This window comes from Nonomuraea basaltis, from assembly GCF_005893125.1.
GTDB lineage: Bacteria > Actinomycetota > Actinomycetes > Streptosporangiales > Streptosporangiaceae > Nonomuraea > Nonomuraea basaltis.
Genome location: NZ_VCJS01000147.1, coordinates 1 through 13,353, shown reverse-complemented (window position 1 = coordinate 13,353; position 13,353 = coordinate 1). Strand labels below are relative to the sequence as shown.

Annotated in this window: 12 protein-coding genes; 4 read left to right on the top strand and 8 right to left on the bottom strand. The window is 71.8% G+C overall.

All coding sequences use genetic code 11. The annotated features are described in order from the left end of the window. Positions 1-9: 9 nt before the first annotated feature. Genes EJK15_RS45840 through EJK15_RS45825 form a run of 4 tightly spaced genes read right to left on the bottom strand, consistent with a single transcriptional unit; the run spans position 10 to position 4,292 of the window. Positions 10-810 carry a carbohydrate ABC transporter permease gene (locus tag EJK15_RS45840; RefSeq protein WP_138716748.1) on the bottom strand — a complete coding sequence of 267 codons (801 nt, stop codon included), beginning with the start codon at positions 808-810 and terminating at the stop codon, positions 10-12. Next, complete coding sequence (locus EJK15_RS45835; RefSeq protein ID WP_138716747.1) at positions 807-1,685, bottom strand: carbohydrate ABC transporter permease; 879 nt, start codon at positions 1,683-1,685, stop codon at positions 807-809. Before EJK15_RS45835 ends, EJK15_RS45840 begins: the two co-directional genes overlap by 4 nt. A 20-nt stretch (positions 1,686-1,705) precedes the next feature. Next, positions 1,706-3,085, bottom strand: a complete 1,380-nt coding sequence (locus tag EJK15_RS45830; RefSeq protein ID WP_138716746.1) for an extracellular solute-binding protein — start codon at positions 3,083-3,085, stop codon at positions 1,706-1,708. A 4-nt stretch (positions 3,086-3,089) separates the two neighbouring features. Continuing rightward, positions 3,090-4,292 (bottom strand): carbohydrate kinase family protein, encoded by a 1,203-nt coding sequence (locus EJK15_RS45825; protein ID WP_138716745.1) that lies wholly within the window; start codon positions 4,290-4,292, stop codon positions 3,090-3,092. Between the two features lie 132 nt (positions 4,293-4,424). Between EJK15_RS45825 and EJK15_RS45820 the strand changes: the two genes are divergently transcribed. Then, positions 4,425-5,183 (top strand): DeoR/GlpR family DNA-binding transcription regulator, encoded by a 759-nt coding sequence (locus EJK15_RS45820; protein WP_138716744.1) that lies wholly within the window; start codon positions 4,425-4,427, stop codon positions 5,181-5,183. 13 nt (positions 5,184-5,196) lie between these two features. Beyond that, positions 5,197-6,546 carry a 6-phospho-beta-glucosidase gene (locus EJK15_RS45815; protein WP_138716743.1) on the top strand — a complete coding sequence of 450 codons (1,350 nt, stop codon included), beginning with the start codon at positions 5,197-5,199 and terminating at the stop codon, positions 6,544-6,546. Positions 6,547-6,575: 29 nt separating this feature from the next. Here the strand turns inward: EJK15_RS45815 and EJK15_RS45810 are convergent, their stop codons facing one another. Genes EJK15_RS45810 through EJK15_RS45800 form a run of 3 tightly spaced genes read right to left on the bottom strand, consistent with a single transcriptional unit; the run spans position 6,576 to position 9,638 of the window. After that, entirely contained in the window at positions 6,576-7,532 is a 957-nt protein-coding gene (locus EJK15_RS45810; protein WP_138716742.1) for an ABC transporter permease subunit, read from the bottom strand. Beyond that, the gene (locus EJK15_RS45805) at positions 7,519-8,502 is read right to left on the bottom strand and encodes an ABC transporter ATP-binding protein (protein ID WP_240777640.1); all 984 of its coding nucleotides are present in this window, start codon (positions 8,500-8,502) and stop codon (positions 7,519-7,521) included. The genes EJK15_RS45810 and EJK15_RS45805 overlap by 14 nt, the downstream gene beginning before the upstream one ends. After that, entirely contained in the window at positions 8,499-9,638 is a 1,140-nt protein-coding gene (locus EJK15_RS45800) for a LolA family protein (RefSeq protein WP_138716741.1), read from the bottom strand. Before EJK15_RS45800 ends, EJK15_RS45805 begins: the two co-directional genes overlap by 4 nt. 127 nt (positions 9,639-9,765) lie before the next feature. Here EJK15_RS45800 and EJK15_RS45795 point away from each other — a divergent pair, with 127 nt between their 5' ends. Continuing rightward, positions 9,766-10,440 (top strand): response regulator transcription factor, encoded by a 675-nt coding sequence (locus tag EJK15_RS45795; RefSeq protein ID WP_138716740.1) that lies wholly within the window; start codon positions 9,766-9,768, stop codon positions 10,438-10,440. Beyond that, complete coding sequence (locus tag EJK15_RS45790) at positions 10,433-11,779, top strand: sensor histidine kinase (RefSeq protein WP_240777639.1); 1,347 nt, start codon at positions 10,433-10,435, stop codon at positions 11,777-11,779. The genes EJK15_RS45795 and EJK15_RS45790 overlap by 8 nt, the downstream gene beginning before the upstream one ends. Positions 11,780-12,078: 299 nt before the next feature. On the opposite strand, the gene EJK15_RS45785 is transcribed toward EJK15_RS45790, so the two are convergent. Beyond that, complete coding sequence (locus tag EJK15_RS45785; protein ID WP_138716739.1) at positions 12,079-12,948, bottom strand: LysR family transcriptional regulator; 870 nt, start codon at positions 12,946-12,948, stop codon at positions 12,079-12,081. Positions 12,949-13,353 lie beyond the last annotated feature (405 nt).

Below are 13,353 nucleotides of genomic sequence, written 5' to 3'. Positions count from 1 at the left end.
TCCGGAAAGTTACTCGCGGACCGCCCCCTGGAGCAGCCCGCGGACGAAGTGTCGCTGGAGGAACAAATAGAAGATCACGACCGGGGTGGCCACGATGACCGACCCGGCCGCGAGGAGCGTGAAGCCGGAGGTGTACTGGCCCTGGAAGAAGGCCAGCCCCAGCGGCGCGGTCCGCAACGACTCGCTGGTCACCATGATCAGCGGGATGAGGAACTCGTTCCACGTCCACATGAAGACCAGCACGGTCAGGGTGACGACGGCGGGCCGGGCCGGCGGCACCAGGACCTGCCACAGGATGCGCCAGGTCGAGGCGCCGTCGATGCGGGCGGCCTCGACGATCGCGCGGCTGGACGCCCGGAAGTACGCCCGCATCCAGAACGTGCCGAACGCCACCGACAGCGCCACCTGCGGCAGCGCCACCGACCAGAACGTGTCGATCAGGCCGAGCGTGCGCAGGTCGAAGTAGAGCGGCACCGCGATGGCCTCGCTCGGCATCATGATCCCGAGCATGAACAGGTAGAACAGCACCGACTGGCCGCGGAAGCGCATGGTGCCGAACGCGTACCCGCTCATGATCGACAGGATGACGCTGACGACCACGACGAACGACGACACCGCCAGGCTGGTGCGCAGGTAGGTGCCGAACCGGCCGATCTCCCACGCCGCCGCGAAATTCCCGAGCCCGGCCGTGTCGCCGCTGTCGGCGGGGCCGAGCGCGGCGGACAGGATCGTCACGATGGGGAAGAGCGCGAATGCCGCGAACACCGACAGGATGACGTAGTTGGCCACCCGCTCCCCGCGCGAGATCACGAGATCCTCCTGTCCGCGAACCGGTTGATCCCGAACGAGATCGCGAAGATGACGGCGGTCAGCGTGACGCCGATCGCCGCCGCCGAGCCGACCTGGCTGAGCCCGAAGGCCCGGTGGTAGACCTCGTACGACGGCACCGACGTCGAATCGCCCGGACCGCCCCGCGTCGTGACGTACACCAGGTCGAACGTGCGCAGCGCGGCGATCACCGTCAGCGTCAGGGCGACCGCGATCTCGCCGCGCACCGACGGCAGCGTGACCGCGAAGAACTCCCTGACCGCGCCCGCCCCGTCGAGCCGCGCCGCCTCGTAGAGCTCCGCCGGGATCCGGCTCATCCCGGCCAGCAGCAGCACGGTCACCAGGCCGGTCTCGAACCACGTGCCGACCACCCCGACCGCCGGCAGCGCGAACGCGTAGTCCCCCAGCCAGCCCCGTGTCAGCGAGTCCAGCCCGAGCGCGCCCAGCAGCGCGTTCAGCGTGCCGTTGGGGGCGTACACGCGCCGCCAGGCCACCGCCACCACGACCATGGCCACCGCCTGCGGCAGGAACACGACGGTCCGGAAGAACCCCAGCCCGCGCACCTTGGCGTGGTTGAGTATCGCGGCCAGCATCAGCCCGATGGCCAGCGGCCCGAGGGCGTAGAACACGATGAGCACCAGGGCGTGCGCGAACGCGGCCCGCAACCCCTCGTCGGCGAGGATCGCGGCGTAGTTGTCCAGGCCGGCCCATCGGCCGAGCGACAGCCCGTCCCAGTCGTAGAGCGACAGCTGCACCGCGCGGCCGATCGGGTAGAGCAGGAACGCCGCGTAGACGGCGAAGGCTGGCAGCAGGTAGAGGTAGGCGACGCGGCGCGGCTCCCCCGGAGGCCGGGCCATGCTCACCCCTTGCTCTGGGCTCACCCGTTGCTCTCGGCGAACGTCTTGTAGTCCTTCTCCAAGGCGGCCAGGAACTCCTCCGGCGTCGCCTTCTTGGCCAGCAGGTCCTGCAGCGCCGCCCCCAGCGTGTCGGCGAACGTCGGCGTCGCGTAGTCCAGGTACGGCACCAGCCCGTCCTTCGCGGTCACCGTGCTGAACGCGGTGAACACGTCCTGCTGCGGCCCCACCGGCACGTTCTGCTCGTCGGTGTCGGCGACCGGCAGGTTGCCGGTCGCGGTGAGCACCTTCATCGCGTCGGCGCTGGTGATGAAGTTGATGTACGCCGCCGCCGCGTCCGGGTTGGGGCTCTTGGCGGTGATCGCGAACGGCAGCCCCGTGCCGCCCGTGGCGACCGGCGCGGTGTCGCCCGCCACGGGCGGCAGCATGAATCCCAGGTCCTTGCCGAGCGTCTTCTGCAGGTCGGCGAGCAGCCAGGTGCCCGCGATCATGAAGACGCCCTCACCCTTCCCGAACGCCTGCCACGCCGGGTCGTAGCCCTGCCCGTTGAACCCCTTGTTGAAGTAGCCCCTTTCAACCCAGCCGGCGAGTTGCTCGGCGGCCTGGGTGTTCTCCGTCGTGTTCCAGGAGGCGCCCTTGCGGCCGAAGGCCAGCGTGCCGATCTGATCGGCGGGCACGATGCGGCTCTGCACGGTGCCGAACACGTGGATGGCCGGCCACTTGTCGAGGTTGCCCAGCTGCATCGGCACCTCGCCGGCCGCCTTGGCCGTGGCCAGCGCCGCCTCGAAGTCGGGCCAGGTCTTCGGCGGCGCCAGGCCGAGCTTGGTCAGCTTGGCGCGGTTGTAGAAGATGCCGACGACCTCGCCGACCTGGGGCAGGCCGTACAGGTTGCCCTCGCCGAACAGCTTGCCGTCGGCGCTGTAGCGCGAGTAGCGCAGCACCGACTCCGGGTAGCGTCGCTTCCACCCGTACGCCTCGGCGTAGGCGTCCAGCGGGCGGAGCTGGCCGGCCTTCACGAACGCCCCCATCGAGGAGCGGCCGTTGTTGGCCTCCACCACGTCCGGCGGCTCGTTGCCGCTCAGCGCCAGGCGCAGGGTGGTGTTGAGGTCGTCGAAGGAGCGGGACACCCGGTTGAGCTTGATGTTGGGGTATTCAGCCTCGAACGCGGCGTTGAGCTGCTTCATCTGGGCCGCCTGACCGCCGCGTACCTCTTGGTCCCAGACGGTGAGCGTGACGTTGCCGAGCGCCGCGGCGTCGGTGCGCACCGCGCTCGGCTGCCCAGATGACGGTGCTGTGGACGGCGCGGGCGGGGCCGAGGAGCCGGGCGCGCACGCGGCCAGGGTGCTTGCGATGAGCACGGCGAGCGGCAGGAAAAGGCGTGACCGTCGCGTCGAGGGGATCATGGCGTTACTCCTTTTGCGCAGGCACGCGCGGCGTGTCCGGGTCCTCGTCCTCGGGGTCGGCGGGGTTCGCGTCCGGCCGCTTCCGGGCCATTCCGACGTCGGCGTACCGGGCGATGGTGGCGGCCGCGCGGCGGACCGCGCCGACCGGGACGGTGGGCACCAGCCGGTCGAGGAAGGCGTAGCGGCGGGCCAGCGAGCTGCCGTACGCGCCGCTGTGGCCGGCCGCCGCCCGCACCTCGTGCCACCAGTCGGCGATGTCCCCCCAGCCGGGCGCGGCCAGCGAGCCGCCGAACTGCTGCACGGCCAGCGCCGCGCACACCCCCGCGAACGCCAGCCGGTCGTTCAGCGGCCAGCGGCACAGGGTGCCGAGCACGAATCCCGCGCCGAAGACGTCGCCCGCGCCGGTCGGGTCGAGCGCCGTCACCCGCGGCGCCGGCACGAACGCCTCCTCGCCCGTCATGGAGTCGATGGCCATCGCGCCGTTGGCGCCGTCGGTCACCACGGCCAGCGGGACCTTGTCGGCGATCGCGTACAGCGAGTCGCGCGGCGTGTCGGTGCGCGTGTAGGCCATCGCCTCGGTCGCGTTCGGCATGAACGCGTGGCAGACCGACAGCTGGTCCAGCAAGGACGCCGACCAGTCGCCCGACGGATCCCAGCCCACGTCCGCGAAGATCAGGGCGCCGTCGCGGTGCGCCAGCTCGGCCCAGTTGGACGCGCTGCCGGGCGCGCCGAGCGGTTCGGCGGTGGAGAGCGTCACGATCACCGCCTTTGAGCGGGGCGGTTTGCCGATCATCTCGGACGCCGGCATGGGCGGGGGATGGCCGTGCGTCACCATGCTGCGGTCGCGCTCCACCGCCATGGAGACCGTCACCGGCGAGTGCCAGTGCTCGAAGCGCCGCGACCTGGACAGGTCAACCGATTCCTGCCGTTCGAGCGTGCGCCAGCAGAAGTCGCCGTAGTCGTCGTCGCCGAACGCGGCCGCCAGCGACGTGCGCAGGCCCAGCCGGCTGGTCGCGATGGCGAGGTTGGCGATGCCGCCCGGGCACGAGCCCATGCCCTCGGCCCAGATCTCGGTGCCCGCCTCGGGCATCGCGGGCAGGCCGGTGAAGATGATGTCCAGGAAGACCGTGCCGGCCAGGAAGACGTCGAACTGCGGGCCCTCTGGGGTCCGCTCGCCGGCGAGAGGGTCGTACGCCTGGACAGACACGGGAATGGGTCCTCCTCGACACACCGAGATGTGCGCAATCTTGCACGTTTACTCGCACAGTTCAAGTGTTTCACGCGGCCTTGTGGAGCTAGATGCTTACTTATGCGCGAATATGACTGATACACTCGCGCCGTGCTCCAGCGCCTCCGGCATGCCGAGATCATGCGCCGCGTCCGGCTCTCAGGTGCCACGAGCGTTCGCGATCTCGCCAGCCAGCTCGGCGTGAGCCCGTCGACCATCCGCAGGGACCTCGAGGTGCTCGACCGCGACGGCACGCTGCAGCGCGTCCGCGGCGGCGCCCTGGCCGGCGTGGACGCCGACACCGCCCGGCCCTTCGCCGAGGTGGCGCCGGTCGACGAGCAGGACAAGGAGGCCGTGGCCGCCCGCGCCGCGCAACTGGTGAGCGACGGCGACGTGGTGCTGCTCGACATCGGGACGACGACCATGCGGCTGGCCCGGCGGCTGCGCGGCCGCCGCGTCACCGTGGTCACCTCCAGCCTGGCCGTCCTCGACGTGCTCCGCTCCGATCCGGCGGTCGAGCTGCTGATGCTGGGCGGCATGCTGCGCAGGCCGTACCACTCGCTGGTCGGGGTGCTGACCGAGGCGGCGCTGAGCCAGGTGGTCGCCGACCGCGTGTTCCTGGGGGCCAGCGGCGTGCGTCCCGACGGGCAGCTCGTCGACACCACGCTCGCCGAGGTGCCGCTGAAGCGCGCCATGATCGCGGCGGCGGGGCAGGTGGTGCTGCTCGTGGACCGGCACAAGTTCCCCGGCACCGGCGCGCTGCGGGTGTGCGGCCCCGATGACATCGACGTGGTCGTCACGAACGCGGGCGCCGACGAGACGACACTGCGCAACTGCGCGGCCGCGGGCGCCGAGGTGCTGCTCACGTGAGGAAGGGGTGCCGATGAGACTGGCCGTTCTCGGGGGAGGCGGCTTCCGGGTGCCGCTCGTGTACGGCGCCCTCCTGCGCGATCGGGCGAAGCCCCGGGTGGAGGAGGTGGTGCTGTACGACGTGTCGGCGGACCGGCTGGAGGCCATCTGGCACGTGCTGCGCGGGCTCGCCGCCGGGCACGACGACGCACCCCGGGTGATCACCACCACCGACCTGGATGCCGCGCTGCGCGATGCGAGCTTCATCTTCTCGGCCATCCGCGTCGGCGGCCTGGCCGGTCGCACCGCCGACGAGCGGGTGGCGCTGGAGCTGGGCCTGCTCGGCCAGGAGACGACCGGTCCCGGCGGCATCGCCTACGGCCTGCGTACCGTTCCGGTCGCGGTGCGCGTGGCGGAGCGGGTGGCCGCTCTCGCGCCTGACGCATGGGTCATCAACTTCACCAACCCCGCCGGCATGATCACCGAGGCCATGCGGCGCGTGCTCGGCGACCGCGTGATCGGCATCTGCGACTCGCCGATCGGGCTGATCAGGCGGGCCGCGGCCGCCCTCGGGCTCGACCCGGCGCGGGTGTCGCCCGACTACGTGGGGCTCAACCACCTCGGCTGGCTGCGCGGGCTCACCCACCAGGGGCGCGACGTGCTGCCCCGGCTGCTCGCCGACGACATGGCGCTGCGGCGGGTGGAGGAGGCCCGCGTCTTCGGCGCCGACTGGGTGCGCACGCTGGGGGCGCTGCCCAACGAATACCTGTACTACTACTACTTCACCCGGGAGTCCGTCGCCGCGATCTCCGGGCAGACCCGCGGGGAGTCGCTGCTCAGCCAGCAGGACGATTTCTACGCTGCCGTGCGGGCCCGCCCCGACCGTGCCCTCGCCGAGTGGGACAGGGCGCGCAGGCAGCGCGACGCGACGTACATGGCCGAGGCCCGCGACGTCACCGCCGCCGGCGAGCGGGACACCACCGACCTGGAGGCGGGCGGGTACGAAGGCATCGCGCTCGCCCTCATGGCCGCCATCGCCCGAGGCGAGCCCGCCACCATGATCCTCAATGTGCGCAACGGCGCCGCGGTGCCCGGCCTGCCCGAGGACGCGGTCGTGGAGATCCCGTGCGCGGTCGACGGCGCGGGCGTCCGGCCGCTGGCCACCCGCCCGCTGCCGGGCCGCTTCCTCGGCCTCGTCCAGCAGGTGAAGGCGGTGGAGCAGACGACCATCGAGGCCGCGCTGACGGGCTCCGCGCGCCTGGCCGTCGAGGCGTTCGCCATGCACCCGCTGGTCGACTCGGTGGCCACGGCCCGCAAGCTGCTCGACGGCTACCGCGCCCGCATCCCGGAGCTGGCCGCCGTCCTTCCCGGCTCCGCAAGCTGAACCGCCCTCACCGGCGCGCCCGAGGTGGGTCAGGACGTGATGTCCTTTCCGGAGAAGCGGGCCCACGCGATCGAGCCGAACAGCGCGATGTACGCCCCGAACGCCAGCAGCCCGTCCCGCAGCGCGCCGGTGTCGATCGGGCTGCGCAGCACCGCGTCGAAGTCGGTGAACCTGGTCGGCAGCAGGTACGGGGCGATCGGGGCGAGGTCCGGGATCGCCCGCAGCACCTGGCAGACGATGATCAGCACCAAGGTGCCGGCGATGGCCCCGATGGGCACCTCGGTGAACACCGACAGCGCCAGCGCGACGGCGGCCAGCGCGGCCATGGCGGCGCCGACGTACCCGACGGTGATGAGGATGCGCAGCAGCCCTTCCGCCATCGAGATGGTGGTCCCCGAGAGCAGCGTCACGGACCCGGCCGGGAACAGGATCAACCCGGTCAGCAGCGCGGACAGCGCCACCACCGCGGCGACCGCATACCCGAAGACGACCGCGTTGAGGTATTTGACCACCAGCAGCCGCGTGCGCCCCGCCGGCGCGGCCAGCAGGTAGCGCAGCGTCCCCGTGCCCGCCTCCCCCGCGATCGAGTCGCCCGCGACCACGCTGACGGCCACCGGCATCAGCAGCAGGACGAGGAAGGAGAAGGACAGGAACGTCAGCATGAGGCTGTTGCCGGCGACATCCTGGATGATGCCGGTCATCTCCTCGTCGCCGGAGCCGGCGGCGATCCGCAGCCCGACGCCGAGGATGATCGGCACGGCGGCGAGCACGGCCAGCAGCACCAGGTTGCGCGGCCGGCGGAACGTCAGGCCCAGCTCCGAGCCGAGCAGCCGCCAGAACGCCCACGGCGCGCGGGCGGGCGGCGGAAGTTCGGCCGGCGCGAGCTGCTCGGCCTGTCCGGGCGGGTGGCGTTCAGTGGTGCGCAGGGTCTCCGTCACCGGCACCAGCCCAGGCGTGCGCCGGGTCCGCGTCTCAGCCGTCGACATCGAAGCCCTCCCCTGTCAGTCCGACGAACACGTCCTCAAGGCTCGGCCGGACGACCGCCAGCCCCCGTACGGCGACGCCCTGCTCCACCAGCGTGGCGTTGATCTTCTCGGGCGCGTGCCCGCCCAACTCGGCGGTCAGCTCCCCGTCCCCCGGCCGCACGTCGGCCAGGCCCAGCGTGCCGAGCACCCGCGCGGCGTCCGCCACGTCCGGCGTCTCGACCTTGACGCGGGCCACGAGGCCGCTGCTCAGCGAGGCGATCGTGCCCTGCGCGACCAGCCTGCCGGTACGCATGATCGCCGCGTGCGTGCACATCTGCTCGACCTCGGCCAGCAGATGCGAGGAGACGAAGACGGTGGTGCCGCCGGCGGCGATCTCCTTGACCAGCGCGCGTACCTCGCGGGTGCCCTGCGGGTCGAGCCCGTTGGTGGGCTCGTCAAGGATGAGCAGCTCGCGCGGCCCGAGCAGGGCGGCCGCGATGGCCAGGCGCTGGCGCATGCCGAGCGAGTAGTTGCGGTAGCGCTTGCCCGCGGCGGCCGACAGGCCCACCCGGTCGAGCGCCTCGGCGATGCGCCGCTTGGCGGTGGCGCGCGGCGCGGTCGGGTCGGCGGAGTCGAACCGCATCAGGTTGGCCGCGCCGGACAGGTACGGATAGAAGGCCGGCCCTTCGACCAGCGCCCCCACCCGGGGCAGCGCCTGGGCGAGCGGCAGGCCGAGCACGGAGTAGGTGCCGGCCGTGGGCGCGACCAGGCCGAGCAGCATGCGGATCGTGGTGGTCTTGCCCGAGCCGTTGGGCCCGAGGAAGCCGAACACCGAGCCGCGCGGCACGGTCAGGTCCAGCGCGTCCACCGCGATCTGGCCGCCGCGGAAGCGCTTGGTCAGGCCGTGCGTGACGATGGCATCGTCCCCCGGGGGCCCCGAGGGCGGGGCCGCCCCGAAGGGCGCCCCCGTTTCCTGCATGACGGCGGTCACTTGACGCCCGCCGCCTTGATGATCTCCTCGGGGGTGACCGCGCCGACCAGGAGGCGGCCGTCGTCGGTCAGCAGGGCGGTGACGAGCTTGGTCTTGATCAGCTTGCCGGAGCCCCACGTGCCGCTCACCGGGGTGGCGGACTTGAGCACGTTATCCAGCAGCGCCTTCCCATCGGCGCCGCCGGACTCCTTCTCCGCCTCGGCCGTCAGGTCGGACAGCGAGAACGGCACGACCGCGACGCTCGCCCAGCCCTCGCCGACGGACTTGACCTGGCTCGCGACGTCGGTGGCGTGGTCGGCGCGCTCCTCGGCGTGCTGGCCGGTGCCCTGCTCGCCGAGCGTGGCCTCCTCCACCTTCGCGCCCGCGGGCGGGGTGAAGGTGAAGTTCTCGGCCGCCGGCGGCGTGAACGTCACCTGGGTGAAGCCCACCTGGAACGCCGGCTCCGCCGAGCCCTTGGCGTACACCTGGACCTGGAGCGGAACGTACGTCTCGCCGTCGAGCGCGATGCGTACCTCCTGCACCAGCGAGCCCTCCGCCTTGGGCGACAGCACGAGCTGGTAGACCGGGCGGCCGGCCACCTCGGCCGTGTTGATCACCCGCACGGTGGTGTGCTCGCCGACCCCGGCCAGCGCCCGCTCCGCCGCCTGCTGCGGCGTCACGTCGGTCGGCTGCGGCATGGGCGTGGCGTGCTGCTGCTCAGTCCCCGCCTTGATCGTCATCTTGGTGGCGGTGTTGGTCGCGCTGTCCCAGTACCAGGCCTGGTCGCCGTTCACGACCAGGTTGGTCTCGTTCAGCTGGGTCGGCATGGCGACCCGCATCTTGTTGTCGCCGCCGTACCAGACCTTCACCTCGTGCGAGCCGGACAGCAGGCTGAGCGGCGACGTCTCGCCGCCGGTCTGCGGCAGCGCCGGCAGGCCGAGCGAGGCCGTCTGCTGCACGGTGCCGGACATCGGCGCGATGCCCTGCGACTTGCTGGTCGCCGCCACGGCGTCGGCCAGCAGTTGCTCTGCCGAACGCTCCGGCAGCGCGGGATCGCCGCTCACGGCGGCGATGACGGGGCCTGCGCCGATAGCGGCTCCGATCACTGCTGCGGCCGCGATCGGGACCCCCCACCTCACGAACGTGCCTCTTCGCATCTCACTCCTTAACGGTATGTCGATGCTCACAGCCTGCGTCGTGCATCCTTAGGCGAACCTGAGACTGTCTGAGACCCCTCTCAGCCTTCTCAGCGGGGTCTCAGGGACAGGACGGGAGAATCAGGTCATGAGAGTACTGGTCGTCGAGGACGAACGGCGGATGGCGGCGGCGCTGCAGCGCGGGCTCCAGGCCGAGGGCTTCGCCGTGGACCTCGCCCACGACGGCGAGGAGGGGCTGCACGCGGCCAGGCAGGGCGACTACGACGTCGTGGTGCTCGACATCATGCTGCCGAGGCTGTCCGGCTACAACGTGTGCAAGCAGCTGCGCGCGGAGGAGAACTGGGTGCCGATCCTCATGCTGTCGGCCAAGGACGGCGAGTACGACATGGCCGACGGGCTGGACCTGGGCGCGGACGACTACCTGACGAAGCCGTTCTCGTACGTGGTGCTGGTGGCCAGGCTGCGGGCGCTGCTGCGGCGCGATGCGGGGCGGCGGCCGGCGGTGCTTGTGGCCGGCGACCTGTCGCTGGACCCCGCGCGGCGCCGGGTCGAGCGGGGAGACAGCTCGATCGAGCTGACGCCGCGGGAGTTCGCGCTGCTGGAGTACTTGATGCGCAGGCGCGACGAGGTGGTGTCGAAGTCGGAGATCCTGGAGCACGTGTGGGACACCTTCGACACCGACCCGAACGTGGTCGAGGTCTACGTCGGCTACCTGCGGCGCAAGATCGACGCCCCGTTCGGCAGGAACGCGCTCCAGACGGTGCGCGGCGCCGGCTACCGGCTTGCGGGCGACGGTGGCTGACTCGCCGCTCCTGTGGTGGCGGCGGCAGGGGCTGCGGTTCCGGCTCACCATGGCGGCCGCCGCGGTGCTCGCGCTGGCGCTCGCGCTGTCGGCGTCGGTGCTGCTCAGCGTCCTGGACCGGGCCCTGATGGACACCGTGGACGAGAGCGTCGGGCAGCAGGCCCAGGCGGTGCGGGTGGCGGCCGACGCCGGCACGCTGACCAGCCCGATCACCACCCACGACGGGACCGTCGTGCAGGTCATCGACGCGCAGGGCCGCATCACGCACGTCACGTACGGCGCCGACCGGCTGGTGCCGCTGCTGGACGCGCGGGCCAGGGCGAAGGTGCTGCGCGACGGGCGGGCCACGCAGCTGGACGGGCGGCCGTACGCGCTCCCCGGATTCCTTCGGGTGGTGGTGCTCAGCGCGGACCGCGGGCAGACCGTGGTGGCGGCCAGGCCGATCAACGAGATCCGGACCAGCCTCGGCACGGCCGGCCGGGTCCTGCTGGTCGGCACGCCCGCGCTGGTCGTGCTGCTCGCCGTGGCCAGCTGGATCATGATCGGCCGGACGCTGCACCCGATCGCCGCACTGCGCAAGGGCGCGGCCGACATCACGCACACGGCCAGGTCACGCCGGCTGCCGGTGCCGCAGTCACGTGACGAGGTGCACTCGCTGGCCACCACGCTCAACGGCATGCTGGCCCGGTTGGAGGAGGCCGAGCAGCGCCAGCGGGCGCTGGTCTCCGACGCCGCGCACGAGCTGCGCAGCCCCCTCGCCAGCATCCGGCTGCAGCTGGAGGTGGCACTCGGCCATCCCGAAGGCCAGGACTGGCAGGAGACCGCCGAGGGCGTGCTGGAGGACGCCATGCGCCTGTCCAGGCTGGCCGAGGACCTGCTCGCGCTGGCCCGGCTGGACGAGCGCGGCGGCGTCCCTGCCAGGAACGAGCCGGTCGACCTCGACGAGGTGGTACGCCAGATCGCCGACAGGTACGGCGAGGCCCGCCTGACGGTCTGCGACCCGGTCGTGGTCCGCGGCGACGCGCTCGACCTGAACCGGGTCCTGACGAACCTCATGGACAACGCGGTACGCCACACCACCTCCAAGGTCGAGGTGGCGCTGACCGCCGACGGCGTGCTGACGGTGACCGACGACGGCCCCGGCATCCCTGAGCAGGACCGCGAGCGGGTGTTCAACCGCTTCACCAGGCTCGACTCCGGCCGAAGCCGGGACGAGGGCGGCGCCGGGCTCGGGCTGGCCATCGTGCGCGAGACCGTGCGGGCGCACGGCGGCACGGTCGCCCTGGAGGACGCCTCCCCCGGGCTGCGGGTCGTGGTGCGGCTGCCGGTGTCCCGTTGAGGGTGCCATGCGTACCTTGACCGCCGCGCCTGCCAGGCGGCCGGCAGCGGCGCGGCGACGGGCCCCGGCGGCGCCTGTCGCATGCCGGTCAAGGGCACGCGGGCAGGTTCCGGCGAGGTGCTGACCATCAGGGAGTGAGCGAGGGGCTCATATCTTCGGCGGCCCTCGGGGACACGGCGTGGTGGCCGGGTCCCCCGGGCTCGGTTGTTCCGGGCCCAAGGCGTTGGTGCGGTCGGGGGGTTGGCGATCGGATCATTCGGGGGGTTGGTAGTCGGGTAATGGAGCGTTCCGAATTAGGTTCAGGCGGCTGTTCCCTTCTCTGCGGTCGCCAGGAAGTCCTGGGCGATGAGCGGCAGGCGGCGACGGGCGTGCACGACGGCTATGACGCGACGCACGGCGGGTTCGAGCGACCGCACCACCAGGCCCGCGCGACCGGCCTGCTCGGCCATGCCGCGGTACCAGAGCAGGGACGCCTGGCCGGCGCGGACCGCGTTGAGCCAGCCGTTGCGCTCGTCGGTTTCGAGCACGACCACCGGGGTCACCGCGTACTTGCCGAACATCGCCTCGAGCTCCCTGCGCCGCGTGCTGCCGCGGGCCGGCAGCGCCAGGCGCATGCCGTGCAGTTTGCCCATCGGCACCGGGTTGGGGAGTTCGAGCCCGGGCGGGGAGATCAGCACGATCTCCTGGCGTTCGAGCGGATGGGTGACGAGGTCGGCGGGCACGGGCAGATCGGTGAGCCCGAGGTCTGCCCGCTGATCCCGGATGGCGCTGACGACGCCCTCTCTGCCGTCGCAGCGCACGATCTGGACGCGTACGCCCGGGTGCTCGGCCGCGTAGGCGGGCAACAGCCGCCCCGCGAGACCGGGCTCGAGGTTGGGTGTGGAGGCGATGCGGAGCTCCACCTCTGTTACGCCGCCGTGGTTGGCCAGGCCCTCGATCTCGTGGACGGCATCGAGCGCCTCCCTCGCCAGCTTGACGACCCGGCGGCCCTGTGCGGTGACGACCACGCCACGGCCTGAACGAGCGAAGAGCGTCATGCCGAGCTCCCGCTCAAGGTCGCGGATCGCGCGGGACAGCGCAGGCTGCGCGATATAGAGCGACCTGGCCGCGTCGGTCATGGTGCGGTGCTCCGCAGTCGCGACCACATAGCGGAGCTGCTGGAGATTCATGCCAAAGAAGCTAGGACACCGCCCGCCGCGGGGACCGGGAGATAGCGGAGATCACCTCGAATGATTTCGGACTGTAACCGAGCACTGCTACATCCGTGACGGGTGATAAATGAGTATGCTTTTGCCCCAAATTCGCCAAGGGTCCGTCAAGTCGCGGGGCAAAGCTAGGCATTACCGACAACCGGGTGAACGGGGAGACACGGTGACAGGGAACGGGCAATATCCACCCCCGCCACAAGGGCCAGGGCAGCCACAGCGGCCACCTTCGCGACCATGGCCGCCGCCGGGCTATCGCCAGCCGCAGCCGCAGGGCGGCAACCCGTATCCGCCACCGCCGCAGGGGCCGGCCTACCCGCCAGGCCCTGTCTCTTTTTTAAACCTCCGAGCCCGCCCACCCCACCCTAA